Origin of the sequence: Streptomyces sp. NPDC058683 (genome assembly GCF_042716195.1) — a bacterium.
Taxonomy (GTDB): Bacteria; Actinomycetota; Actinomycetes; order Streptomycetales; family Streptomycetaceae; genus Streptomyces.
Window position 1 is genome coordinate 159,792 of the sequence record NZ_JBHXSK010000004.1, and the last position, 25,560, is coordinate 185,351.

Sequence of the window (25,560 nt, forward strand, 5' to 3'; positions counted from 1 at the left end):
GCCTCTCTCGGTCCTTCTCTCACACGCCGATGTCGCAGCCGTCCTTGCGCCACACGGCGACGACGGCCGGCCGCACGATCTTGCCGGGCCCGTCCGGCCAGGTGCTCGCGGGGCTCTCCACCGTCGCACCGGTGATCTCGCCCGGGTGCTGCACGGCCACCAGCACCCGCCGGTCCTGCACCAGCGGACCGCAGGTCTCGGCGCCGACCGGCATGGTCAGGAACTGCTTCAGCTCACCGCGCCGGTCGCCCCGCGTGGCCACGCCGAACAAGCCGTCGTGGTAACCGAGCTGGGCGCCGTCCGTCGAGATCCACAGGTTGCCGTGCGGGTCGAAGGCGACGTTGTCCGGGCAGGAGATCGGGCTGACGTCGTCCTTCGGGAAACCCGCGAAGTAGGTCGCGGGGTCCTCCGGATCACCGGCGACCAGGAACAGCGACCAGGCGAACCGGGTGCTGTCGGCCCGGTTCCAGCGCTCGGTCAGCTCCAGGACGTGCCCGTGCTTGTTGGCGTTGCGGGGGTTGGCCTCGTCGGCGGGGGCGTTGCCGGCCAGACCGCGGCTGGTGTTGTTGGTGAGGGCGACGTACACCTTGCCGGAGTGCGGGTTCGGCTCGATGTCCTCGGGCCGGTCCATCTTGGTCGCGCCGACCTTGTCCCCGGCGAGCCGGGTGAAGACGAGCACCTCCTCGACGCTCATCCCCGCCACATGCGACACCGCCCCCTTCGCGGTCGCGGTCACCAGCGGAATCCACTCCCCGCTCCCGTCGAACTCCCCGTCGCCCGGCAGCTTCCCCGTGCCGTCGATCTCGATGGCGGGCGAGTCACCGGTGAGCCTGGCGACGTACAGCGTCCCCTCGTCGAGCAGGGAGAGATTGTGCTCGCGCACGGAACGCCCCTTGCCGTGCCGCATCCGCTTGCTGCCGACGAACTTGTAGAAGTAGTCGAACCGCTCGTCGTCCCCGGTGTAGACGACCGGCCGCCCGTCGTCGGTGAGCCGCACGGTCGCGCCCTCGTGCTTCACCCGCCCGAGCGCGGTGTGCTTGCGGGGCGTGGACGAGGGATCGTACGGGTCGAACTCGACGACGTATCCGAAGCGGTGCACCTCGTTCGGCTCCTTGGCGACGTCGAACCGGGAGTCGAACCGCTCCCACTTCCGCTCGGTCGCCCCCGTCCCGATTCCGTACCGCTTGTCCGTCGCCCGGCCGCTGTTGGCGAAGTACTGGTTGAAGTTCTCCTCGCCGTGGAGGGTGGTGCCCCACGGGGTGGTGCCGCCGGAGCAGTTGTTGAGGGTGCCCAGCACCTTCCTGCCCGTCGGGTCGGCGGAGGTCTTCAGCAGGTCGCTGCCCGCGGCGGGCCCGGTCAGCCGGAACTCGGTGGTGGCGGTGACCCGCCGGTTGAGGTGGTGCCGGGGTACGGCGGTGAGCTTCCCGCTCCTGCGGTCCTCCTCGACCACGACCGCGGACAGCCCGTGGGCCGCCCAGGCGACCTCCGCCTGCTCACGGGTGGGGTTGGCGGCGTCGTAGCCGCGGAACATCAGCACCTCGTCGGTGTACTCGTGGTTGGCGACGAGCAGCTGCCTGCCCCGCTCGCCGGGCACCGGCAGCAGCGCGAGGAAGTCGTTGTTGTACCCGAACTGGCCGGCCTGGGCGGCGGCGGTCTGTTTGTCCGGGTCGAAGGCGGGCGCGCCGCGCAGGATGGGCTCGCCCCAGCGGATGACGACGTTCTGGGCGTAGCCGTCCGGGACGGTCACCGTGTCGGCATTGCCGGGAGCGACGGCTCGGAACCGCAGCCCGCGCGCGCCGGACGCGGAGGCCGATGCGAAGGTCCCTTCGGAAACTCCCTGCGGTACGGCGGCAGCGGGCCGGGCCCGCGCGACACCGGCGCCCCCGGCCGCGGCGGCGACGGAGACCACGGCGGCGGCCCGCATGGCGTTGCGGCGGCTGAGGGCACCGGCGATGACATCGCCGACGTAGGCGTTCGCGCTGGTGTTGGGCACCTCGTGGAAACAGGCGTCACCACACCGGAACCGGCAGGTGAGGGCGGAGCGCCCACCAGGATGCGCGGCATCGGGCGTGTCGACGATCGGCAGCAGCTTGCGCACTTTACTCTCCCCTTGCGATCTCTTGGCGTGAACGTGACCTTAGGGGCGGGGTTGTGCACGCGAACAGCCACCGAATGAACGAAGAATGAACTAAGGGGAACCGGAGGGGAGTTGAGAGTGGGCCGGAACTCGACCGCCGTACGCCCGACAGGAGTCATCGACCCTCCCCAAGATCGCAACCTGGGGCCGCTAACCTTACGTGTCCGTCCTGGCCAGCGATTGACGGGTATCAACTCACGCGAAGGGTTGCGCACATGGGCATTCTCACTCTCCTGCGGAACGCATTCGGCCGGTCGCGAAAGCCGCGCCCCGCCGAGGCAGAGGGTGCAGACCAGCTCCCTTCGCAGCCGACGCCGGCAGCGGCACCGGCGCCGAAGCAGGAAGCACCAGAACCGGCCACCTCGACGGTGGTCCCGGAACCCCGCCCCGGGGACACCGACGAGCACGATCTCGTAACGGCGGCTTTCGACAACGTGACCGTCCCGAAGCAGGCATCACGAACCATCGAACCGGAACTCGAGGTTCGGGGGGAGGCACCGGCGCAGGCGTCGCCAGAGGCTTCGGCGAAGGCGGAGGCCCCGGCGGAAGCCGTGACCGAGGTCAAGCCGAAGGCGCCGGCCGAGCCGGAGACTGTGACCGAGGTCGAGGTCGAGGCGGAGGCGCCAGCTGAGCCGGAGGCCGTGGCCGAGGTTGAGCCGGAGGCATCGGCCGAGCCGGAGACTGTGACCGAGGTCGAGCCGGAGGCGCCGGCTGAGCCGGAGGCCGTGGCCGAGGTCGAGCCGGAGGCCGTGGCCGAGGCTGAGGCACCGGCCCAGGCAGAGGTCGAGGCCGAAGCGGAGGCCAAGGGCGAGGCGCAGGCTGAAGCGGCGGTCGAGGCCGAAGCGGAGACGGTGGCTGAGCCTGAGGTCGAGGCCGCGCCGGTGGCTGAGGCGAAGGCCGAGACCGAGACCGCGGCTGAAGTGACTGCGGAGCCGGTGGCGGAGACCGAAGCCGAGGTTGAGGCCGAGGTTGAGCCCGTGGCCGAAGTAACGGCTGAGCCGGAGGCCGAGGCGGCTGTCGAGTCGGCGCCGCAGGCCGAGGTCAAGGCCGAGGCCGAGCCGGAGGCCGTGATCGAGCCGACGCCGGAGCCCGCCGCCGAGGCGGTGGCCGAGCCGTCGCCCGAACCCGAGCCGGAGGTCGAGCCCGAGCCGGTCGCGGAGGCGGAGCCCGCCGTCGCCACCGAGCCCGAGAGCACCCCGGCCGAGAAGGCCGAGGACGAGCCCGCACCGGCGGCCGCCGAGACCACGACACCGGAACCGGCCGCCGAGACGAACACCGCCCCCGAACCGGCTGCCGAAACGTCCGCCGAGCCGGCCGCCGAAACACTCACGGAGCCCACCCCCGAAGCCGCTCCGACCGGCACCCCGGATCCCGCCGAGGCCGCTCCGGCCGACGCCCCGGAACCCGCCGCGGCCGCCGACGGCGCATCCGCCCCGCAGGGGCCACTCGCACCCGACAACGAAACTGTCACGGGTGGTGCGGGCGGGAACGACCCCGCCGAAGGCGAAGCCGAGGCCGTCGCCGACAACGACGCCGCGGCGACCGCCCTCGCCAAGGCCGGCCTCACCGGCACCCACGCCGCCACCTACCTCGTCCTCGACCGCTCCGCGAGCATGCGCGCGTACTACAAGGACGGCTCCGCCGCGGCCCTCGCCGACCAGACCCTCGCCCTCGCCACCCACCTCACCCCGGCCGCGGACACCCCCACCGTCCACGTGGTCTTCTTCTCCACCGAGGTCGACGGCACCACCGACCTCACCCCGGCCGCCCCCGAGAACGCGATCGACGACGCACACGCCGGCCTCGGCCGCATGGGCCGTACCAGCTACCACGCCGCCGTCGAAGCCGTACTCGCGCACTACGACAAGCACCACGACAAGGACGCCACCCCGGCCGCCCCCGCCCTCGTCATCTTCCAGACCGACGGCGCCCCCGACGCCAAGACCCCCGCCACCCAGTCCCTCACCGACGCCGCGAAGTCCCACCCCTCGGTGTTCTTCTCCTTCGTCGCGTTCGGCGAGCACGAGAACAAGGCCTTCGACTACCTCCGCAAGCTGAAGACCGCCAACACGGCCTTCTTCCACGCGGGCCCGACGCCCCTGGAACTCACGGACGCGGAGCTCTACGACGGCGTCCTGATCGACTGGCGCCCGTAGCACCTGCCCCTCCCGTGCCGCCCGCCTCTCACCCCGTAAAACGGGAGGCGGGCGGCATACACATGTCGGCTACGATTTCAAGGTTCGCAAAACCAGCAACGAATCCGACCTGGGAGCAGCCCCCGATGGCTCGACACCTCATCACCAGCGCCCTTCCGTACATCAACGGGATCAAGCACCTGGGCAACATGGTGGGGTCCATGCTCCCGGCGGACGTGTACTCCCGGTACCTCCGCCAGCGCGGCCACGACGTCCTCTACATCTGCGCGACGGACGAGCACGGCACCCCCGCCGAGCTCGCGGCGAAGGAGCAGGGCCTCCCGGTCGACGAGTTCTGCGCCCAGGCGCACGACGCGCAGAAGGCGGTCTACGACGGCTTCGCACTCGCGTTCGACTACTTCGGCCGCAGCTCCAGCCCCGAGAACCGCGAGATCACCCAGCACTTCGCCCGCAAGCTCCACGAGAACGGCTTCATCGAGGAGCGGTCCATCCGCCAGGTGTACTCCCCGGTCGACGGCCGCTTCCTCCCGGACCGCTATGTCGAGGGCACCTGCCCGCACTGCGGCTACGACAAGGCCCGCGGCGACCAGTGCGAGAACTGCACCCGCGTGCTGGACCCGACCGACCTGATCAACCCGCGCTCGGCGATCTCCGGCTCCACGGACCTGGAGATCCGCGAGACCAAGCACCTCTTCCTCCTCCAGTCCAAGCTGGAGAACGAGGTCCGCGAGTGGGTCTCGAAGCACGACAAGGAGTGGCCGCAGCTGGCCTCCTCGATCGCCCACAAGTGGCTGACCGAGGGCCTGCACGACCGGGCGATCACCCGTGACCTGGACTGGGGCGTCCCGGTCCCGGCCGACACCTGGCCGGAACTGGCGGCGGAGGGCAAGGTCTTCTACGTCTGGTTCGACGCCCCGATCGAGTACATCGGCGCGACGAAGGAGTGGGCCGACCAGGACCCGGCCACCCGGGACTGGAAGTCCTGGTGGTACGACGTCGACAACGACGTCCGCTACACGGAGTTCATGGCGAAGGACAACGTCCCCTTCCACACGGTGATGTTCCCCGCCACCGAACTCGGCGTGCGCGAGCCGTGGAAGAAGGTCGACTACGTCAAGGCCTTCAACTGGCTGACGTACTACGGCGGCAAGTTCTCCACCTCGCAGAAGCGCGGCGTCTTCACCGACCAGGCCCTGGCGATCCTCCCCGCCGACTACTGGCGCTACTTCCTGATCGCCAACGCCCCCGAGTCGGACGACTCGTCCTTCACCTGGGAGCACTTCACGGCCACGGTGAACAAGGACCTCGCCGACACCCTCGGCAACTTCGTCAACCGCGTCCTGTCCTTCTCCAAGAAGCGCTTCGGCGAGGAGGTCCCGGCCGGCGGCGAGCCCGGCGAGGCGGAGGCGAAGCTGGGCGAGGAGATCTCGGCCCTCCTCGCCGAGTACGAGTCGCAGATGGAGTCCCTCCAGTTCCGCAAGGCCGCGGCGGCCCTCCGCGCCCTCTGGTCGGCCGGCAACTCCTACCTGGAGGAGAAGGCCCCCTGGCTGGAGATCAAGACGGACAAGGACGGCGCGGCCCTGACCCTGCGCACGGCGATGAACCTGATCCACCTCTACTCGGTGGTCTCGGAACCCTTCATCCCGGCCACGACGAAGATCATGCGCGAGGCGTTCGCCCTCGCCGACACTGTGTCTGATCAAAAGCGTGCCACCTGGGTCACCGCCGCCGAGGCGAAGTCCCTGACCGCCGTCCCCGCCGGCACCCCCTTCACGGTCCCCCCGGTCCTCTTCGCCAAGCTCACGGACGAGGACCTGGAGACGTACAAGGAGCGCTTCGGCGGCACGACCGCCGAGTAGGCCCCGCACCCACCACCGCACCACACACACCACCGAAGGCCCGGCGGGAGGACCCCCTCCCGCCGGGCCTTCGGCGTGAGGTAAGTCCCAGGAAAGAGACCTATCAGACTCTTACTGCTCCTTCACCTCACGTTTACCTCCGGGATAGTGTGCCGTTCGTGAAACGCATCCTGATCCGTTCCGGGAAGAGCCCGTTCCGTGTCGCCACTCCGGCGGAGTTCGTCCACCAGGACCTGATCGGGACAAATACCGGAAACCTGCTCTTCAGCGACTCGGCCCACAAGATGCTGACCACCCCGGACACCGAGGTGACGTCCAACGGCATCCGCACCGACCCCTCGGCCCGCCGGGCGGCGGAGATCAACGACCAGTACGACGCCTTCGTCATCCCGCTCGCCAACGCCTTCCGCCCGGCCTTCCACGCCTCCCTGGACCGGCTCACGGCGCTGATCGAGCAACTCACCATCCCTGTCGTGGTGTTCGGCGTCGGCGCCCAGGCCCCCGCGGACTACGACACGGGCTGGCTGAAGCCCATGGAGGACTCGGTCCGCCGCTTCGCCCGCGCCGTCCTGGACCGCTCCGCCTCCATCGGCGTACGCGGCGAGCTGACCTCGGACTACCTCAAGGGCCTCGGCTTCCACGACGTCGACATCATCGGCTGCCCGTCGATGTTCCTGTACGGCGACACCTTCCCGGAGATCCGGGCCACGGAGCTGACCGCCGCCTCGCGCATCGCCCTGAACCTCTCCCCGGACGCGATACCCGTCGGCGACATAGCGGGCATCGCCCGGCACGCGTGGGAGCGCTACCCGCACCTCACCTACTACGCGCAGAACACCGTCGACGCGGAAATGCTGATGTGGGGCGACACCTCGCCGGAGTCCGGGCACACGGACCCCTTCCCGCTCCAGCTCAGCCACGCCCTGCTCCAGGAGAACAAGGTCCGCATGCCGCTGGACCCGGCCACCTGGATCGACGAACTGCGCGGCTACGACTTCGCGTACGGCACCCGTATCCACGGCAATGTCGCCGCCCTGCTGGCCGGCACCCCGAGCGTCGTCCTCACCCACGACTCGCGCACCCTCGAACTGTGCCGCTACTTCGACATCCCGCACCGGTCGCTCACCGAACTGGACGCCGGCACCGACCCGCGGGAGCTGTACGAGGACGCCGACTTCTCCGCGATGCTCAAGGGACACGGTGAGCGCTTCGAGCGCATCATCGCCTTCCTCGACCGCAACGACCTGCCGAACACCTACACCCACGGCGACGGCGGCGCCGCCTTCGACGCCCGGCTGGCCGCCCTCGACCTGCCCGCGTCGATGCCGGTCTGGGACGGCGGCGACGACGGCCAGATGCGGTACCGGATCAGCCGGCTCCGGGAGCGGATCACCTCGGCCGACACCAGGGCCGCGCAGCACGCCAAGGAGAACAGGGAGCTGCGCTCCCGGCTGACCACCGCCGAGAAGCGCGCCTCCGAGACCACCCGCCAGCTCGACGCCCTCCGCAAGGAACTGAAGGCCGCCACCAAGCAGCTCTCCACAGTGCAACGCCAGGTCGCCGGCATCGACAAGCGCCTCCTGGTCCGCCTGGGCCCGGCCCTGCGCCGCCGGATGCACCGCCCGAAGCCCCAGCCCCACAAGGACTGACCACCGCCCCACCCACCCGTACACCGACCCCCGGATCCTCCGCACGGATCCGGGGGCCGCACGCTTCTCAGCTCCCGGTGAGCACCCCGGCCCCCGCCGTCTTCGCCAGCTCCGTCGGCAGATTCTTCGCACTCGTCTCCAGGCCCGCCGTCAGGGTCGGGGTCCAGTTGACCGTCGTCTTGATCTTCTTGGAGTTCGCCGCGTTGTAGGCGGCGACGAGGTCGGTCGTCGTGCCGTTGACGAGGTTGCCGCTGCCCGCGACCGAGCCGGTGCCGTCGCCGCTGAGGAGCTTGGAGGTCTTGATGGAGCTCGGCACGGTCCAGTAGTTGTTCTGGGCCACGACCTGGGCCTTGGCGCGGGAGTTGATGCTGTACTGCAGCGCGTACCCGTTGAGGGTCGTCACGTCGTAGTAGTTGTTGTAGAGGTGCACCTGGCCGACGCGGGTCAGCGGGGCGCGCTGGACGATGCCCTTCCAGACGTTGTGGTGCAGGGTGACGCGCAGCTTGCCGCCGGGCTCGCTGTCGCTGCTGCCGATCAGCATCGTCTTGTCGTGGCTGGTGAACCGGTTCTGCTCCACGGTCACCAGGTCCGAGCTCTTGGTGATGTCGAGTTCACCGTCGTGGACCTGGTACTCACGGCCGTAGTACTCCGGGTTGGTGCTGTCGAAGTGCCCGGCGTCGCTGAACGTGTTGTGGTCCGCCCAGACATGGGTGGCGCCGCGCAGGGTGACCGCGTCGTACGCGGAGTTCCAGTTGCCGTCGTCGCCGTCGGTCGGGTCCCACTGCGGGAAGCAGTCCTCGGTGTCGGAGAAGGTCAGGTTGCGGACGATGACGTTGTCGACGCTCTGGATCTGGAGCATGCCGCCGGTGATGCCGGCCTTGGTGCCGGGCACGCCGACGATCGACGTGTTGGCCGGCACCCGGAAGACGATGTTCTTCGCCTGCTTGGCCTGGGCGGCGGCCCGCGCCTTCTCCTGCGTCCCGGAGGGCAGCTCGGCACGGCCGTACGTCGCCGGATCGAAGGCCTTCAGGTAGGAGGCCAGCGCATACCCCGTCCCCGCCGCGTAGTCGGCGCAGGTCAGCTTCTTGCCGGAGTCGTCGGTGTTGGCGTCGATGGTGCCCTTGACCTTGATGACGCGCGGGGTGGTGCCGGACGCCGACCCCAGCGCCTTCACCAGCTGGGCGCGGGTCGAGACGGTGAAGGTGTGCGCGGAGTCGGCCTTCGCACCGCCGGTCGTACCGGAACCGGAGGACGCCCAGCCGTCCTTGGCGGCGAGCGTCTGGTGGTAGAGGTCGGCGCCGGACGCGTTCGCGCCCAGCACGAGCACACCGGCACCGACACCGGCGGCCACGACGGCGGCGGAGACGACGAGGGCACGTCGCGTACGGAGAGACCGACGGTGAGAGACAGAGGCCACGAGGGAGTCCTTACATACGTCCGAAGTGCTGGGGACGGGCCCGCCGGAGCGGGCCTCACTCCTCTGTGGTCACGGAGATCGAAAAAGTTGCCGTCACCTTCTCGGCCGTGAACAGCCGAGAAGGTGCACTCGGTCGTTCACACCTCGTCGCGCTCCCGACTGCCCCCTACGACGGGACGGTCACGGGTCGCATCCACCCAGCCCCTGGCAGCTGTCAGGGAGAGGGTGCGGGTGCGGTGACGAACACCCACGCCGAGCGGGCGCGATCGCGCACGTTTATCCCGGCGACGACATCGGCCGGGCCAGCGAGCCCGCACCGACGACAGCAAAAGTGGTCCCGGCCTGGCCGGTTGGCCCGCTCGGTATGCCCACAGCGCGGACAGCGCTGCGAGGTGTAAGCAGCATCCACCTCGAGGAAGGGCACCCCGGCCCTCCTGGCCTTGTAGGCGAAGTGCTCTCCGAGCTGGTGGAAGGGCCAGGAGGAGAGGATGCCCCGCTGGTCGCGACGAAGCCGTACCCGCTCGCGGATCCCGCCGAGCTCTTCGACGGCGATCCCACGACCGGTGCTCCCCCACTGCCTAAACGGCGTGGGAGGTACCCCCAGCGTCAAGCACAATCTCCTTGCTGATCCGATGGTTAACCTGGGTGGCATGCCGCTTCTCCTTGCCCGCACGGCGGGCGAGGCGACGAGTGGCCGATCGGGTCTGCTTCCGCTGGAGTTCGGCGCGCTTACGGGCCTGCCAACGCCGATAACGGCCCAGCCGACGCCCCTGGTAGTTGGTGCCGTCGCTGGTCGTAGCCAGATTCACGACGCCCCGGTCCACCCCGATCCAGTCGACCGGCTCGTACACCTCTGGGTCGGGCAGCTCGCAGGTCGCGATCAGGAACCACTTGCCTCCGCGCCGGACAAGATCGCTCTCGCCCCTGCGGTGCGCTACGAGCATCTTGAGCTGATCCGGCGAGCAGGAGAACCGAATGCCCTTCGTCCGCCCGTCCACGGTCCAGATGGAGACAGTGCGCGCGTCGTACTGCCAGGACAGGCAGCGGTCGTCGAACGGTTGGGCCGCCTCCGGACGGAACACGACAGGAGCGCCGACGGCCCTGCGGTACCGCTTCGAGGTGGGCGACCCCAGGCTCCCAGCCCGGGAATTGGCCTTCAGGACCGTGTAGGCGTCGACGACCTTCTTCACCGTCCGCACCGCTGGCTGCGCCGACAGCCCGAACATCGCCTTCAGATCCGTGTACACCTCCCTCTGTAGACCGTTGCGGTCCTTGAGGCCCTTCGCGACGGCGACCTTGGACGCGTAGGTGGCGGCCCGGTTGCAGGCACGCAGAGTCGCCTCTAGGGCCGACGCCTGTCCGGGCGTCGGCAGCAGCTTTACCTGCACCACCAGCCTCATGACATCGGACCGTAGTGCGACCACCGCACACACGACCGTGATTCATGCCGGCGATCACTACAACCGGCGACGAATGGAGCGGTTGTTCGCATTCGCGGCTCTGCCGGGCGGTCACGCGGAAGCTCGGCGCCGCAGTCGAAGCAGGAGGCGGGTGCTCTGCTGCGAGAACGCCGTGGCATCCTCGGCAGAATCAAGTGAATGTTTGGGCGGGGTGAGGCCCCGGCCCCTGCATGTCCCCGACACATCCGTATGGTTTCGCCATGACCCCTGAGCTCATCCCGATCGCCTATGAGCCGCACGGCCGTACCGAGGCGATCGGCCGCTATTCCGACGGACAGTTCCTGGCGTCGGTCACGTACGCGTTCCCCGAGGGGTTCCGGCTCGACGAGGGCTGGGAGGAGCAGAAACGGCTCTACTCGGTGCTCCATCTCTTCGACTCCGAGGGCCGCTACCGCGACTCGCAGATCTGGTGCGCGGGCAGCTGGGCCGAGCAGCGGCGCGACCCGAACGGAACGGACTCGGTGCTGTCCCGGGCCCGGGCCCGGCTGGCGACCATGCTGCGCAGCCTGCCCCGGCGCACCTACACGGACATAGCGATCCGCCCGTTCCGGCTCACCGTCGACGGCGTGCTGTTCGGCCTGGTGGCCAAGGAGGACGAGGACGGCCCGTGGGCCGAGCTGTACCCGGACCGCCTGGGCTTCGGCGAGCCCTGGGACGGCCGGTACGACACCTGAGGCGGCAGGTGAGGGCGTCCGGGACCGCGTCGGTCCCGGGCGCCCTCGTCCGCGTGTGCGGAGATCGGCGTGTGCGGAGGTCAGGAGGCCGACGCCGACGGGGACGCCGAGGGGGGCGGGCCGCCGCCCTCGCCGTCGTTCGTCGCGTCCCGGTCGACGGACATGGTGATCGAGCCCTGGACGCCCCGGGCGATGTCGTTCCTGCGGTAGCGGAGCTTCAGCAGGCCGCCCTGGGTGCCGGACTGGTCGTAGATCGTGTCCTCGGTCAGGGTGGTGCGCTCGGCGATGTTGGTGACGTACGGGTCGAGCGTCGTGGTGGCGATGACGGCCTCTTCCTCGAAGAAGAACTGGCCGGTGTGGCAGGTGTGCCCGCCCTCGTAGCCGGCGTCGGTCCACTCGCCGTCGACGTGCACCTTGACGTGGATGTGGACGCAGCGGCCCCGGTACCAGCCGGGGAAGACGGTCTTGAAGGTGACACGGCCGTGGCGGTCGGTGCGCCAGGTGCCGCGCAGGTAGCGCTTGTCGTCGGTGGGGTCCTGGTGGCCGCCGGGGGTTCCACCGCCGGGCGGCGGGCCGGTGGGTACGGCGGTCGGGGTGCCGGTGGGCGAACCCGTCGGGGCCGGGCCGCCGCCTCCGCCGCCGCCGTTGCCCTGCTCCTCGTAGCCCGAGTAGACGCCGATCGCGTCGCAGTGCCAGATGTCGACCGCCGCGTCGCGCACCGGGCGGCAGGTCTCGGAGTCGATCACCCGTAGGGCGAGGGTCAGCGGGATGCCCGGACGGTCCTCGGTGACGTTCCGGCGGATCTTGTCCGCGTCGATGTAGTAGGGGCCCTCCACGGCCTCCGAGGTGAGTTGGTAGCAGTCGTCGAGCGGAGCCGGCCGCGCCGGCCCCGCCGGTTTTCTCTCCCCGGCCACGGCGTTCGCCGCGAAGGCTCCGCCCAGGCCCACCGCGGCGACGGCGCCCGTGCCCGCCACGACGACCTTACGGCGCGTCAGTTCTGTTGCTCCGTCGGTCTTTTGGGACTCCGGAGACTGTTGGTTGTCTGTCATGCCGCTGGAAGCTAGGTGTGGAGCCTGTCAAAGACCTTGGAAAACAGCCCCCTTGCGCATTCTCGTGCGCAAGGGGGCTGGAAATCGACGTTGGCCCTCTCAGGCCGGCTCGCTACTTCGGCTGCGGCTTCCGGATGGTCAGGTGCAGCTCGCGCAGCCGGGTCTCCTCCAGCTCGGTCGGCGCGCCCATCATCAGGTCCTGGGCGTTGCCGTTGAGCGGGAAGGCGATGGTCTCGCGGATGTTGGGCTCGTCGGCGAGGAGCATCACGATGCGGTCCACGCCCGGGGCGATGCCACCGTGCGGCGGGGCGCCGAAGCGCAGCGCGCGCAGCATGCCGGCGAACTCGCGCTCGACGGTCTCCTCGTCGTAGCCGGCGATGCCGAACGCCTTGAGCATGATGTCCGGCTCGTGGTTCCGGATCGCGCCGGAGGACAGCTCGACGCCGTTGCAGACGATGTCGTACTGCCAGGCCAGGATGTCCAGCGGGTCCTGGGTCTCCAGGGCCTCCATGCCGCCCTGGGGCATCGAGAACGGGTTGTGCGAGAAGTCGATCCTGCCGGTCTCCTCGTCCTTCTCGAACATCGGGAAGTCGACGATCCAGCAGAACCGGAAGACGTTCTCCTCGAAGTGCCCGGCGCGCTTGGCGGCCTCGACCCGGACCGCGCCCATGATCTTGGAGACCTCGTCGAACTCGCCCGCGCCGAAGAAGACGGCGTGACCGGCGGCCAGCTGGAGCCGCTTGGTCAGCTCGGCGACGTTCTCCTCGGTGAGGAACTTGGCGATCGGGCCGGAGAGGGAGCCGTCCTCGGCGACACGCACCCAGGCCAGGCCCTTGGCGCCCTGCGAGACGGCGTAGTCGCCGAGCTGGTCGAAGAACTTGCGGGGCTGGTCCTGGACCGCCGGCACCGGCAGCGCCCGGACGTGCTTGCCGGCGAAGGCCTTGAACTCCGAGCCCTCGAAGATGTCGGTGATGTCGACCAGCTCCAGCTGGGCGCGCAGGTCCGGCTTGTCGGAGCCGTACTTCAGCATCGCCTCGCGGAACGGGATCCGCGGGAACGGCGAGGTGACCTCGTGGCCGCCGCCGAACTCCGTGAACAGCTCGGTCATCAGCTGCTCGATCGGGCGGAAGACGTCCTCCTGCTCGACGAAGCTCATCTCGACGTCGAGCTGGTAGAACTCGCCGGGCGAGCGGTCCGCGCGGGCGTCCTCGTCGCGGAAGCAGGGCGCGATCTGGAAGTAGCGGTCGAAGCCGGAGATCATCAGCAGCTGCTTGAACTGCTGCGGGGCCTGCGGCAGGGCGTAGAACTTGCCCGGGTTCAGACGGGACGGCACCACGAAGTCACGGGCGCCCTCGGGGGAGGTCGCGGTGAGGATCGGGGTGGCCATCTCGTTGAAGCCGAGGGCGACCATCTTGTGGCGGATGGCCGAGATCACGGCCGTACGCAGCATGATGTTGCGGTGCATGCGCTCGCGGCGCAGGTCCAGGAAGCGGTACTCCAGGCGCCGCTCCTCGTTGACCCCGTCCTCGGTGTTGATCGTGAACGGCAGCGGGGCGGCCGCGCCGAGCAGCTCGACCTCGCCGACCTCGACCTCGACCTCGCCGGTGGGCAGGTCGGAGTTGATGTTCTCGGTTCCACGTGAAACAACGCGGCCGTCGACCCGGACGGTGGATTCCTTGGAGAGCTTGTCCAGGGCCTCGTACGCCGGGGTGCCGGGGCGGGCGACGAGCTGCGTGATGCCGTAGTGGTCGCGCAGATCGATGAAGAGGATGCCGCCCAGGTCGCGCCGATTGTGCAGCCAGCCGCTCAGCCGGACGTCGGTGCCGACGTCAGAGGCGCGGAGCTGGCCGCAGGTGTGGGACCTGTACCGATGCATCGTCGGGTGTTCCTCTTCTTTGTGGTCTGCCGAGGTGCTCTCCTCGACCGGCACCGAGCCATGGTGCCCGGACCCATCAAGGGTACCGGCCACCCAAAGATCGCCTCCCCACCATTAATCGCAGGCAGGGGGCGGGGCAAGGCGATGGCCGGCCCCAGCCGGGGGGCGATGGTCTCGGTCCCACTAATCTCGGTGCGAAACAGTGGCACTCTTCGATCTCATCTTCTTAAAGTGGGGCAATGCGAACTGGCGAGCCCCTGCCAGCCGTGGAGGACGTCCTCGCCGCCCTCGCGACCGGGCTGTGGCACTGGGACACGGCCACCGGGCTGGTCACCGCGGATGCGGAGGCGGCGCGGCTCATCGGGCTGCCGGCCGAACCGTCCCTCCTGTCGGAGGCCCTGGTCCGGTCCCGTTTCCACCCCGTGGACTGGAACGAGAACACCAGCATCACCCGGCTGGCCGCCACCGAGGGCACGCTCGGCGAGGTACGGCTGCGGGTCATGGACGAGCGGGGCCGGCTGATCCGTACCGTCCGCAGCCGCTTCCGGCCGGTGTACGACTCCGAGGAGCGCGTCTACCGGGTGACGGGCACCATTCAGGAGGTCTCCGAGCCGTCCCCCGGCAGCGCCGTGCAGCATCCGGTCACCGGTGACTGGCGGCGCTCCCGGGAGGCGTTCCTGCTGGACGCGGGCCGTGCGCTGGCCGAGGCGCGGTCCACCGAGGAGGTGCTGCGGGTCGCCGGGGGCCTGTCGATGCCCGGTTTCTCCCCGGACGGGCTGGTCGTCTTCGGGGTCAAGGGCGACCGGCTGATGATGATCGGCCACCACGGCCAGCAGATCGACGAGGACAGCCCCTTCACCAGCATGCCGCTGGAGACGGACTATCCGGCGGCCGAGGTGGCACGGACCGGCCGGGCGGTCTACCTCTCCTCCGCCGAGCAGTACAAGTCCCGCTACCCGGTGACCTGGCCGCTGGCCGAGCGCTTCGGCCGGCAGTCCTGGGCCTTCCTGCCGCTGACGGTGGCCGGACGGACCATGGGCGCCTGGATGGCAGGCTTCACCTACCAGGTGTCGTTCACCCCCGACGAGCGGTCCGTGCTCACCACGGTGGCCCGCATGCTGGCGCAGGCCCTGTCCCGGGCCGGGATCGCCGACTCGGAGCGGGAGCTGACCGACGGCCTCCAGCGCTCCATGCTGCCGACGCTCGGCCCCGAGATACCCGGCATGGACGTGGCCGCCCGCTACATCCCGACCGGCGGCGGACTCCAGGTGGGCGGCGACTGGTACGACATGATCCCGCTGCCGTCCGGCCGGTTCGCGCTGGTCATCGGTGACGTCCAGGGGCATGACGTACGGGCCGCGGGCATCATGGGCCAGCTCCGGATCGCGCTGCGCGCCTACGCCTCCGAGGGCCACCGCCCGGACGCGGTCCTCTCCCGGGCCTCCCGTTTCCTGCACGGGGTCACCTACGACGAGGAGACCACCGACCTCCGCTTCGCGACCTGCCTGTACGTCGAGGCGGACCCGGCGACCGGGGTGCTGGAGATCGCCCGCGCGGGGCATCTCGACCCGACGATCCGGATGACCGACGGCACGGTGCTGCGGCGGCCGACGGCGGGCGGGCTGCCGCTCGGCATCGACCCCGACGCGGACTACCCGACCACACGGTTCACCCTGGAACCCGGCGAGATCATGATGATCTGCACCGACGGTCTGATCGAGACCGGCGGCCACGACATGGAAAGCGGCTGGCAGCGGGTCCGGGCGATCATGGAGGACCAGGACAGCGACCTGGAGAAACTGGCCGACGCCCTGGTCCAGGCCGTACACGGCCCCTCCTCGCACCACACCACCGGACCGCTGGCCGACCGCCGCGAGGACGACATCGCGGTCCTGCTGCTGTCCCGGCCGGGCGCCGTGCACGGCGACGGGACCCTCGCCGTACGGCCCCGGGTCCGCCGCACCCTGCTGTCGGTGGCCCAGGCCGAGCCCGAGCGGATCGCCGAGGCCCGCCAGCACCTGCGCGAGCTGCTGCACGACTGGGACTCGCCCGACCAGGTCGACTCGGCGGTGCTGCTCGTCTCCGAGATGCTCACGAACGTGCTGGTGCACACCGACGCGGACGCGCTGCTGCTCGCCGAGGTCGGCGGCCAGGCCCCGGAGCGCCGGCTGCGCGTCGAGGTCACGGACGCCGGCGACGACCTCCCGCACAAGCGCCGCCCCGGGGAGCTGGCCTCCTCCGGCCGCGGCCTGGTCCTGATCGAGCTCCTGGCGGAGGCCTGGGGCGTCGAGCCGCGCGGGGAGGGCAAGAGCATCTGGTTCGAGCTCTACGAGGGATCCGAGGGGCTCGAGGGCGACGGGGACTAGGAGGTGGTCGCGTACCGCGCTCGTAGCTCGTGTACGACCCCGAAGGCGGCCGCGGTGAGCGGTACGGCGAGCAGCATGCCCAGGATCCCGGCGACGGAGGCCCCCGCGGTGATCGTCACCATCACCACCGCCGGGTGCATCTGCACGGTCCGGCTCTGGATCATGGGCTGCAGCACATGCCCCTCCAGCACCTGCACGGCGAGTACGACACCGAGCACCCACAGCGCGATGACGAAGCCCCGGTCGGCGAGGGCGACCAGGACGGCGACGGCGCCGGAGATGAAGGCGCCGAGGTAGGGGATGTAGGCGCCGACGAGGACCAGCGCGCCGAGTCCCACGGCGCCCGGCACCCGGAGGATCAGCAGGCCGACGGTGATGCAGACGGCGTCGATGAACGCGATGACGGTGGTGCCGCGCATGAACCCCTCGATGCGCTCGAAGGCACGACGGGCCATGGCCTCCAGCAGGTCGGCGCTGCCGCCGGGCGCCACGCCCCGGATGGACTCGACGACGAGATGCGAGTCACGGAGAAAGAAGAAGACCAGCAGCAACGCCAGTACGGCCATGGCGATGCCCTCGCCGACCACACTCACGCCGCTGATGACGTTGGAGGCAGCCGTCGCGCCGAACTTGCCGAGCAGCTCCTTGGCGTTGTCGACGAGGTCGTCGAGCGAGGTCCCGGCGGCGCCGAAGTGCTGGGCGAGCGACTTCGCGGCGTTCTTGAGGGACGAGGTGATCTGTCCGCCGGTGTCGATGAGCGCGGCGACGACGATGTACACGGCCCCGCCGACGACGGCCACGACGGCGACGCAGGTGAGGCCGGCGGCGAGGGAGCGCTGCACGCCGGCCGTGACGAGCCGCCGGTACAGGGGCCCGAGCAGGGCGGTGCCGAGGAGGGCGAGCAGTACGGGGGTCACCGCGGTGCGGAACTCCGAGCAGAGCCGGATGCCGACCCAGCCGACGCCGGCGGCCAGCAGCAGAACGGCACACCAGGCAGCGAACCGGCGCACGGCCTCGGGCAACAGGGACACGCGTCCAGCGCACCACGCGAGCCCACCCGACGCCCTGCCGTACACCCCCTGCCGAGTGACCCGACCCCCACCGACCCCCACCACTGCCCACCCACCACCCGACTCGGTTGATGAGAAAGCGAGGTCGAAAGGCCGAGATCGACTCGGCTGACCAGGAAGCGAAGTCAAGACGCCGGAACCGACTCGGCTACTCAGGAAGCGAGGGAGAGGGGTCGGGCTCGGCTCGGCTCGGCTCGGCTCGGCTGGTCAGGGAATGGTGGGAGGCCCGGCGTAGGGGTTACGTCGGGCCTCTCGGAGTCGTGGGGCTGTTACGCCTCCGGGCCCGTCTCCGTCATTCCGTGGACCGCGGGGATCGTGCCCAGGCGGCCCTTCTGGAAGTCCTCGAAGGCCTGCATCAGCTCGTCCTTGGTGTTCATGACGAACGGGCCGTAGTGGGCCATCGGCTCCCGGATCGGCTGCCCGCCGAGGAGGACGACCTCCAGGTCCGGGGTGTGCGAGTCCTGCTTCTCGTCCGCGCGGACGGTCAGCGAGGAGCCCGCGCCGAAGACGGCCGTCTGGCCCAGGTGGATCGGCCGGCGCTCCGCGCCCACCGCACCCTTGCCCGCCATCACGTACGCCAGCCCGTTGAAGTCCTCGCGCCAGGGGAGGGTGAGCTCGGCGCCGGGGGCCAGCGTCGCGTGGATCATGGTGATCGGGGTGTGCGTGACGCCGGGACCGGCGTGACCGTCCAGCTCACCGGCGATGACACGCAGCAGCGCACCGCCGTCGGGGGTGGTCAGCAGCTGCACGTTGCCACCGCGGATGTCCTGGTAGCGCGGCGCCATCATCTTGTCCTTGGCCGGGAGGTTCACCCACAGCTGGAGGCCGTGGAAGAGGCCTCCGGACATGACCAGGGACTCCGGCGGCGCCTCGATGTGGAGCAGGCCGGCACCGGCCGTCATCCACTGGGTGTCACCGTTGGTGATGGTGCCGCCGCCGCCGTTGCTGTCCTGGTGGTCGAAGATGCCGTCGATGATGTAGGTGACGGTCTCGAAGCCACGGTGCGGGTGCCACGGCGTGCCCTTGGGCTCGCCCGGCGCGTACTCCACCTCACCCATCTGGTCCATCATGATGAACGGGTCGAGGTGGCGGTAGTTGATCCCCGCGAACGCCCGGCGTACCGGGAAGCCCTCGCCCTCGAAACCGCTCGGCGCGGTCGTGACGGTGAGCACGGGACGGGCCACGGCGTCGGCCGGTGCGGCCACCCGGGGAAGGGTCAGCGGGTTCTCGACGGTCACTGCAGGCATGTTGGCTCCTCCTTGTACGCCCAGTTTAGTTGAGCGTTGAACTTTCTGCTACCCCTAACGGAACGGGCCCGGAGGACATTCCCTCCGGGCCCGGTCATCCGCCGATCAGTGGATCAGTGGATCAGTTGCTGAAGTAGATGTACTTCCAGCCGCCGTACGTCGTGGAGTTCACGGTGTCGCCGGACGAGCCGTTGACGTACACCGAACGCAGCCGCGCCCGGATGCCGGACTCGCCGGGAGCGCCGAGCCGCACGGCCGACTTGCCGCTCGTGCCGAGCGCGAAGTACTCGGAGTCCCCCGCGTACCACTTCCCCTGGTAGTAGACCTCCAGGTCCATGCGGTGCTCGCGGCCCGGGTAGTAGGTCATGGTCGTGGTGAACACCGGGTCGGTGTTCTTGTGGAACCAGTAGTACGACGTCGAACCGATCTTCGCCGTCTTGTAGTGCTTGGAGACGGCGGTGGAGATCTTGACCCGCGCGTACGCCGTGGCCTTCACCGTCTTCGGCGCGTAACGGGCGTCGCCGTCGAAGACCGCGGAGACGGCCGTGTCCCGGGTCATGTCCACCCAGCCGGCGATGTTCCCGTGGGAGTCCACCTTGCCGGTCTTGATCAGCTTCTTGCCCTTGTCACCGCCGAAGGGGTCCGCGTAGATCTTGACCGAACGGTTCTTGTACGTCGTCCCCAGGTGCGCGGTGAACTTCACGTCGGCGCCGTAGTTGTACAGCTTGCCGTTGTTGTTCAGGCTCAGGCTCGCCGCCGCACGGGAGACCGCGACCTTGTCGGAGGCGGAGACCGCGGTGTGCTCGGCGTCGCCCGCGAAGCTCACCTTGTACGTGACCGTGCCGCCGGCCGGCGGGGTGTCCGAGAAGGAGTACGTGCCGTCCGCCTTGACCGTGGCGGAGGCGAGCGCCTTGCCGTTCGGGGACTCCAGGTCGGTGCGGGTGACCGCGAGCCGCGAGCCGGCCGGAAGGGCGACGGTCGCGGTGATCTTTCCGGTGACGGTGAGCTTCTTGGCCCGGGCCGCGGACGCCGGCGCGTTGACGGTGAGGGCCGGGACGCTGAGCGTCGGGCCCGAGAACGCCTTCAGGGTGTACGTGTTGTCGTAGTTGCCGGCCAGGGCGAACACCCGGGAGGAGTCGGGAGCCCAGGCGACCGCGCCCATGCTGGAGTTCCCGGCGTCGAACCGGCGCACCGGCGTGGCCGAGCCCGCCTTGTAGACGTTCACGTGGCGGTCGTAGACCTGGGCGATCAGGCCGCTCGGCGAGACGTCGCCGAACCAGCCGGTCTCGGTGAGGCTCGAGCCCTCCGTGAAGGTGCCGTCGGCGTAGGTCAGCTTCCGATCGCCGTTCCACAGCACCTGGGAGGTGCCGGGCAGGAGGTCGACGTCGCTGGAGTAGCGTCCGCCGTCCGTCTTGGCGACCAGCTGCGGGGTGGCGCCGGAGACGTCGAGGAGGTTGAGCGCGCCCGGAGAGTCCCCGCTGTCGGCGTAGGTCAGCAGGCCGGGGACGGCCGGGTTCGCGCCGAGAAGACCCGAGTTGTAGTAGGGGGCGACCGTCTCCGGCAGCTGCCCCAGGGTCACCGCGGCGGCCGGATCCGTGGCCGCCGGGTCCACCGAGCCCAGGTTGCCGTGGAACCCGTCCGCGTCGTCGGTCCGGTACGAGAACCAGAGCCGGCCGCCGGTGAAGGCGACCTCGCGCGGGGTGGCGCCGGCGCCGATGTCGTAGGTGGCCTTGACCTCCAGGGTGGCCGCGTCCAGCGCCAGGATCGCGTGACCGGAGGCCTGGGCCGCGTACAGGGTGGCGCCGTCGTCCGACACCGCCAGGTCGCTGACGTCACCGAAGCCGACGTTCAGGTCGACGAGGGTGCCGTTGTAGTCGGTGGCCAGGATCCGGCCGTTGGCCTCGTCGGCGACGAAGACACGCTTCACGGCGCTGTCGGCGACGAGACCGACCGGCGTGCCGAGGACGGCCGACTCTGCCGAGGCGGTCCCCGCCGCCACGACGCTCAGTGCCGCCGAGCTGAAGAGGACCGCGAGCGCCGTCGCGGCCGAAGTGCTGCGCATGCGCACAGTGATGAAACCCCCAGTGGAAACCCGGGTTCGCCGGGTGGATGAGAGCGCCGCGCGACACCCGACACGACCGCTGAAGAGCGGTTGCGCGTGGGGCGCGGCTGCCTGGGGCAGCCTATGGCATGGCTGTGACAAAGGGGGAGCGGGTTTCCCCAGGGGATCCCGGGGTTCCGGGGGATCCGAAAACAGCGGCCCGCCGCGGGATGCGTCTGACCGCGGAACGCGTCTGACCGAGGAGGGCGTCTGACCGAGGGAGGCGTCTGACCGAGGGAGGCGTCTGACCGAGGGAGGCGTCTGACCGAGGGAGGCGTCTGACCGAGGGAGGCGTCTGACCGAGGAGGGCGTCTAGCCGTACATCCGCCGCATCGCGAAGTCCACCATCTGTTCGACCGCCTTCGCGTCGAAGACCATCCGGTGCTCGCCCTCCATGTCGAGGACGAAGCCGTAGCCGGTCGGCAGCAGGTCGATGACCTCCGCGCCCGTGATCACGAAGTACTTGGACTCCTTGCCCGCGTACCGGCGCAGCTCCTTCAGCGAGGTGAACATCGGGATCACCGGCTGCTGGGTGTTGTGCAGGGCGAGGAACCCGGGGTTGTCACCGCGCGGGCAGTACACCTTGGACGTGGCGAAGACCTGCTGGAAGTCCTCGGCGGTCAGCTGGCCCGTGGTGAAGGCCCGCACCGCGTCCGCGAGCGAGGGCGGGGACGGCTCGGGGTAGAGCGGGGGCTGCTGGCCGTACCCGCCCGCGCCGGGCATCTGCTGCTGCGGCTGGGCGTACTGCTGAGCACCGGCGTTCTGGTCGTAGCCGTACATGAGCGCAAGCCTACCGAGACACGCGGCCTCCGCGAGAAGGTAGACCCTTCTCACACTTCACCCGATGGGGGTTGCGTCTTATTACCGACGGGTAGCATCATCGGAGCTACTCGTTGGTATGTGAAAGCTTGCGCGAGGATTCAGTGCCTCGCCGATCCGGATACGGAGCCGTCACCATGGGGCACTACAAGTCCAATCTCCGCGACATCGAATTCAACCTGTTCGAAGTGCTCGGTCGCGACAAGCTGTACGGCACCGGTCCGTTCGCCGAGATGGACACCGACACCGCGAAGAGCGTCCTGGAGGAGCTGACCCGGCTCGCCGAGAACGAGCTGGCCGAGTCCTTCGCCGACGCCGACCGCAACCCGCCGGTCTTCGACCCGGAGACCAACACCGCGCCGGTCCCGGCCTCCTTCAAGAAGAGCTACAAGGCCTTCATGGACTCCGAGTACTGGCGGCTCGGCCTGCCCGAGGAGATCGGCGGCACCACCGCTCCCCCGTCGCTGATCTGGTCGTACGCGGAGCTGATCCTCGGCGCCAACCCGGCCGTGTGGATGTACTCCTCCGGCCCGGCGTTCGCCCGCATCCTCTTCGAGGAGGGCACCGAGGAGCAGAAGAAGTGGGCGCAGATCGCCGTGGACCGGACCTGGGGTTCGACCATGGTGCTCACCGAGCCCGACGCCGGCTCGGACGTCGGCGCCGGCCGCACCAAGGCCGTGCAGCAGGAGGACGGCTCCTGGCACATCGAGGGCGTGAAGCGCTTCATCACCTCCGGTGAGCACGACATGGAGGAGAACATCCTCCACTACGTGCTGGCCCGGCCCGAGGGTGCCGGCCCGGGGACGAAGGGGCTGTCGCTCTTCCTCGTGCCGAAGTACCTCTTCGACTTCGAGACCGGCGAGCTGGGCGAGCGCAACGGCGTCTACGCCACGAACGTCGAGCACAAGATGGGCCTCAAGGCCTCCAACACCTGCGAGATGACCTTCGGCGACCGCCACCCGGCCAAGGGCTGGCTGATCGGCGACAAGCACGAGGGCATCCGCCAGATGTTCCGGATCATCGAGTTCGCCCGGATGATGGTCGGCACGAAGGCGATCTCCACGCTGTCCACGGGCTACCTCAACGCCCTTGAGTACGCCAAGGAGCGCGTCCAGGGTCCCGACCTCGCGAACTTCATGGACAAGTCCGCGCCCAAGGTCACCGTCACCCACCACCCCGACGTCCGCCGCTCCCTGATCACGCAGAAGGCGTACGCCGAGGGCATGCGCGCCCTGGTCCTCTACACCGCCTCGATCCAGGACGCGATCGCGGTCAAGGAGGCGAACGGCGAGGACCCGAAGACCGAGCACGCGCTCAACGACCTGCTCCTGCCGATCGTCAAGGGCTACGGCTCCGAGAAGGGCTACGAGCAGCTCGCCCAGTCGCTGCAGACCTTCGGCGGCTCCGGGTTCCTTCAGGAGTACCCGATCGAGCAGTACATCCGCGACGCCAAGATCGACACCCTGTACGAGGGCACCACCGCGATCCAGGGCCAGGACTTCTTCTTCCGGAAGATCGTCCGCAACCAGGGCGCGGCGCTGAACTCCCTCGCCGAGGACATCAAGAAGTTCCTGGCCCTCGGCACCGGCGGCGAGCAGCTGGCGGGCGCCCGCGAGCACCTCGCCAAGGCCGCCGTGGAGCTGGAGGCGATCGTCGGCCTGATGCTGACCGACCTCGCGGCCACCGAGCAGGACGTCAAGAACATCTACAAGGTGGGCCTGAACACCACCCGCCTGCTGCTCGCCTCCGGCGACGTGATCGTCGGCTACCTGCTGCTCAAGGGCGCCGCGATCGCCGCCGAGAAGCTGGAGACGGCGTCCAACAAGGACAAGGCGTTCTACACCGGCAAGATCGCGGCGGCGAAGTTCTTCGCGGCCAACGTGCTGCCGGGCGTCACCCTGGCCCGCAAGATCGCGGCCGACGTCGACCTCGACCTGATGGAGCTGGACGAGGCCGCTTTCTGATCCGGCCGACCTGATCCACCCACGGTGGCCCGCTCCCTCGCCGGGGAGCGGGCCACCGTACGTCGTTAAGGTGAGGAACATGAGCGAACCAGCCCGCTTCGATCGCGGCCACACCGATGACCTGATGTCCTTCCTCGCGGCGGGCCCCACGCCGTACCACGCCGTGGCGAACGCCGGCGAGCGGCTGGAGAAGGCCGGTTTCCGGCAGGTCGCCGAGACGGACGTCTGGGACGGGACGGCGGGCGGCAAGTACGTGCTGCGCGGCGGCGCGATCATCGCCTGGTACGTCCCGGAGGGCGCCGCACCCCACACCCCGTTCCGGATCGTCGGCGCGCACACCGACTCCCCGAACCTGCGGGTCAAGCCCCGCCCGGACACCGGGGCGCACCGCTTCCGCCAGGTCGCCGTGGAGATCTACGGCGGACCGCTCATGAACTCCTGGCTCGACCGGGACCTGGGCCTGGCCGGCCGGCTAAGCCTGCGCGACGGCTCCACCCGCCTCGTCGACGTGAACCGGCCGCTGCTGCGGGTGCCCCAGCTCGCCATCCACCTGGACCGTGCGGTGAGCAGCGACGGGCTCAAGCTGGACAAGCAGCGCCATCTGCAACCGATCTGGGGCCTCGGCGACGACATCCGCGACGGCGACCTGATCGCCTTCCTGGAGCAGGAGTCGGGCCTGCCGGCCGGCTCGGTGACCGGCTGGGACCTGATGACCTACGCCGTGGAACCGCCGGCCTACCTGGGCCGCGACCAGGAGCTGATGGCCGGCCCCCGGATGGACAACCTGCTGTCCGTGCACGCCGGCACGGCGGCCCTCGCGGCCGTGGCGACGGGCGGCGCGGAACTCCCCTGCATCCCGGTGCTCGCCGCCTTCGACCACGAGGAGACCGGCTCCCAGTCCGACACCGGCGCGGACGGCCCGCTGCTCGGCAGCGTGCTGGAGCGCTCGGTGCTGGCGCGCGGCGGGTCGTACGAGGACCGGGCGAGGGCCTTCGCGGCCACCGTCTGTCTCTCCTCCGACACCGGCCACGCCGTGCACCCCAACTATGCGGAGCGCCACGACCCGACGCACCACCCCCGCGTCAACGGCGGCCCGATCCTCAAGGTCAACGTCAACAACCGCTACGCGACGGACGGTTCGGGCCGCGCGATCTTCGCCGCCGCCTGCGACCGGGCCGGGGTCCCCTTCCAGACCTTCGTCTCCAACAACTCCATGCCCTGCGGCACCACGATCGGGCCGATCACCGCGGCCCGCCACGGCATCCAGACCGTCGACATCGGCGCGGCGATCCTCTCCATGCACAGCGCCCGCGAACTGTGCGGCGCCGACGACCCGTTCCTCCTCGCGAACGCGCTGACGGCTTTCCTGGAGGGCTAGTTGCACATGCCCCGCCCGCCCCTGGGTACCCGGTGTGGACCGGAACGACCGAACCTGAAGGGGAGGCAACGCTCATGGGGCTCGGCGGGTGCATCATCCTCATCGCCGTGGGGGCCATCCTCACGTTCGCGACCGACTGGCACATGCAGGGCGTCAATCTCGATGTCGTCGGCCTGATCCTGATGGCCGTCGGCATCATCGGCGTCGCCACGTTCAGCAGCATCGCCCGCCGTCGGCGGGTGGTCGTACCGCCGACGGCCGTGGTCGAGGACGACCGGCGCCACCACCGCGACGGATACGGCGACGGGTACGGCGTGTGACGGACACGGCCGCACCCA

18 protein-coding genes are annotated in these 25,560 nt (G+C 69.8%); 8 read left to right on the top strand and 10 right to left on the bottom strand.

Going from position 1 to position 25,560, the window contains the following annotated elements:
- Window positions 1-19: 19 nt before the first annotated feature.
- Window positions 20-2,098, bottom strand: coding sequence for a PhoX family protein (locus ACFWXC_RS06185; RefSeq protein ID WP_384473841.1), 2,079 nt, complete (start codon window positions 2,096-2,098; stop codon window positions 20-22).
- A gap of 254 nt (window positions 2,099-2,352) precedes the next feature.
- Here ACFWXC_RS06185 and ACFWXC_RS06190 point away from each other — a divergent pair, with 254 nt between their 5' ends.
- The 3 genes from ACFWXC_RS06190 to ACFWXC_RS06200 all read left to right on the top strand — a co-directional run bounded on the left by ACFWXC_RS06190 (window position 2,353) and on the right by ACFWXC_RS06200 (window position 7,801).
- On the top strand, window positions 2,353-4,293 hold the full coding sequence (locus tag ACFWXC_RS06190; protein WP_384473844.1) for a VWA domain-containing protein: 1,941 nt from the start codon (window positions 2,353-2,355) through the stop codon (window positions 4,291-4,293).
- A gap of 125 nt (window positions 4,294-4,418) precedes the next feature.
- Window positions 4,419-6,152, top strand: coding sequence for a methionine--tRNA ligase (gene metG / locus ACFWXC_RS06195; RefSeq protein ID WP_384473847.1), 1,734 nt, complete (start codon window positions 4,419-4,421; stop codon window positions 6,150-6,152).
- Between the two features lie 158 nt (window positions 6,153-6,310).
- Window positions 6,311-7,801, top strand: a complete 1,491-nt coding sequence (locus ACFWXC_RS06200; RefSeq protein WP_384473850.1) for a polysaccharide pyruvyl transferase family protein — start codon at window positions 6,311-6,313, stop codon at window positions 7,799-7,801.
- A 67-nt stretch (window positions 7,802-7,868) separates the two neighbouring features.
- On the opposite strand, the gene ACFWXC_RS06205 is transcribed toward ACFWXC_RS06200, so the two are convergent.
- From ACFWXC_RS06205 to ACFWXC_RS06215, 3 genes are all read right to left on the bottom strand, one after another.
- Window positions 7,869-9,218: a polysaccharide lyase family 1 protein gene (locus tag ACFWXC_RS06205; RefSeq protein ID WP_384473853.1), complete on the bottom strand. Its 1,350-nt coding sequence runs from the start codon at window positions 9,216-9,218 to the stop codon at window positions 7,869-7,871.
- Window positions 9,219-9,432: 214 nt separating this feature from the next.
- Window positions 9,433-9,870, bottom strand: a complete 438-nt coding sequence (locus tag ACFWXC_RS06210; RefSeq protein WP_384473856.1) for a zinc ribbon domain-containing protein — start codon at window positions 9,868-9,870, stop codon at window positions 9,433-9,435.
- Window positions 9,797-10,618, bottom strand: coding sequence for a transposase (locus tag ACFWXC_RS06215; protein ID WP_384473859.1), 822 nt, complete (start codon window positions 10,616-10,618; stop codon window positions 9,797-9,799). The genes ACFWXC_RS06210 and ACFWXC_RS06215 overlap by 74 nt, the downstream gene beginning before the upstream one ends.
- A gap of 260 nt (window positions 10,619-10,878) precedes the next feature.
- On the opposite strand from ACFWXC_RS06215, the gene ACFWXC_RS06220 reads away from it, so the two are divergent.
- Window positions 10,879-11,352, top strand: a complete 474-nt coding sequence (locus tag ACFWXC_RS06220; RefSeq protein WP_384473862.1) for a hypothetical protein — start codon at window positions 10,879-10,881, stop codon at window positions 11,350-11,352.
- An 80-nt stretch (window positions 11,353-11,432) separates the two neighbouring features.
- On the opposite strand, the gene ACFWXC_RS06225 is transcribed toward ACFWXC_RS06220, so the two are convergent.
- Together ACFWXC_RS06225 and aspS are read right to left on the bottom strand one after the other, a co-directional pair.
- The gene (locus ACFWXC_RS06225; protein WP_384473865.1) at window positions 11,433-12,401 is read right to left on the bottom strand and encodes an intradiol ring-cleavage dioxygenase; all 969 of its coding nucleotides are present in this window, start codon (window positions 12,399-12,401) and stop codon (window positions 11,433-11,435) included.
- A 112-nt stretch (window positions 12,402-12,513) separates the two neighbouring features.
- Window positions 12,514-14,277, bottom strand: a complete 1,764-nt coding sequence (gene aspS / locus ACFWXC_RS06230) for an aspartate--tRNA ligase (RefSeq protein ID WP_384473868.1) — start codon at window positions 14,275-14,277, stop codon at window positions 12,514-12,516.
- Window positions 14,278-14,516: 239 nt separating this feature from the next.
- Between aspS and ACFWXC_RS06235 the strand changes: the two genes are divergently transcribed.
- On the top strand, window positions 14,517-16,643 hold the full coding sequence (locus ACFWXC_RS06235; protein WP_384473871.1) for a SpoIIE family protein phosphatase: 2,127 nt from the start codon (window positions 14,517-14,519) through the stop codon (window positions 16,641-16,643).
- Here the strand turns inward: ACFWXC_RS06235 and ACFWXC_RS06240 are convergent.
- The 4 genes from ACFWXC_RS06240 to ACFWXC_RS06255 all read right to left on the bottom strand — a co-directional run bounded on the left by ACFWXC_RS06240 (window position 16,640) and on the right by ACFWXC_RS06255 (window position 21,841).
- Window positions 16,640-17,674 carry an AI-2E family transporter gene (locus ACFWXC_RS06240; RefSeq protein WP_384473874.1) on the bottom strand — a complete coding sequence of 345 codons (1,035 nt, stop codon included), beginning with the start codon at window positions 17,672-17,674 and terminating at the stop codon, window positions 16,640-16,642. The two genes, ACFWXC_RS06235 and ACFWXC_RS06240, sit on opposite strands and share 4 nt — an antisense overlap.
- A 308-nt stretch (window positions 17,675-17,982) precedes the next feature.
- Entirely contained in the window at window positions 17,983-18,960 is a 978-nt protein-coding gene (locus ACFWXC_RS06245; RefSeq protein ID WP_384473877.1) for a pirin family protein, read from the bottom strand.
- A gap of 121 nt (window positions 18,961-19,081) precedes the next feature.
- Complete coding sequence (locus tag ACFWXC_RS06250; RefSeq protein ID WP_384473880.1) at window positions 19,082-21,022, bottom strand: YncE family protein; 1,941 nt, start codon at window positions 21,020-21,022, stop codon at window positions 19,082-19,084.
- A gap of 351 nt (window positions 21,023-21,373) precedes the next feature.
- Window positions 21,374-21,841: an SseB family protein gene (locus tag ACFWXC_RS06255; RefSeq protein WP_384473883.1), complete on the bottom strand. Its 468-nt coding sequence runs from the start codon at window positions 21,839-21,841 to the stop codon at window positions 21,374-21,376.
- Window positions 21,842-22,017: 176 nt separating this feature from the next.
- Here ACFWXC_RS06255 and ACFWXC_RS06260 point away from each other — a divergent pair, with 176 nt between their 5' ends.
- The 3 genes from ACFWXC_RS06260 (at window position 22,018) to ACFWXC_RS06270 (ending at window position 25,542) form a co-directional block, all read left to right on the top strand.
- Window positions 22,018-23,844: an acyl-CoA dehydrogenase gene (locus ACFWXC_RS06260; RefSeq protein WP_384473886.1), complete on the top strand. Its 1,827-nt coding sequence runs from the start codon at window positions 22,018-22,020 to the stop codon at window positions 23,842-23,844.
- Between the two features lie 79 nt (window positions 23,845-23,923).
- Window positions 23,924-25,222 carry a M18 family aminopeptidase gene (locus ACFWXC_RS06265; RefSeq protein WP_384473889.1) on the top strand — a complete coding sequence of 433 codons (1,299 nt, stop codon included), beginning with the start codon at window positions 23,924-23,926 and terminating at the stop codon, window positions 25,220-25,222.
- A 74-nt stretch (window positions 25,223-25,296) separates the two neighbouring features.
- The gene (locus ACFWXC_RS06270) at window positions 25,297-25,542 is read left to right on the top strand and encodes a DUF6458 family protein (protein ID WP_384473892.1); all 246 of its coding nucleotides are present in this window, start codon (window positions 25,297-25,299) and stop codon (window positions 25,540-25,542) included.
- Window positions 25,543-25,560 lie beyond the last annotated feature (18 nt).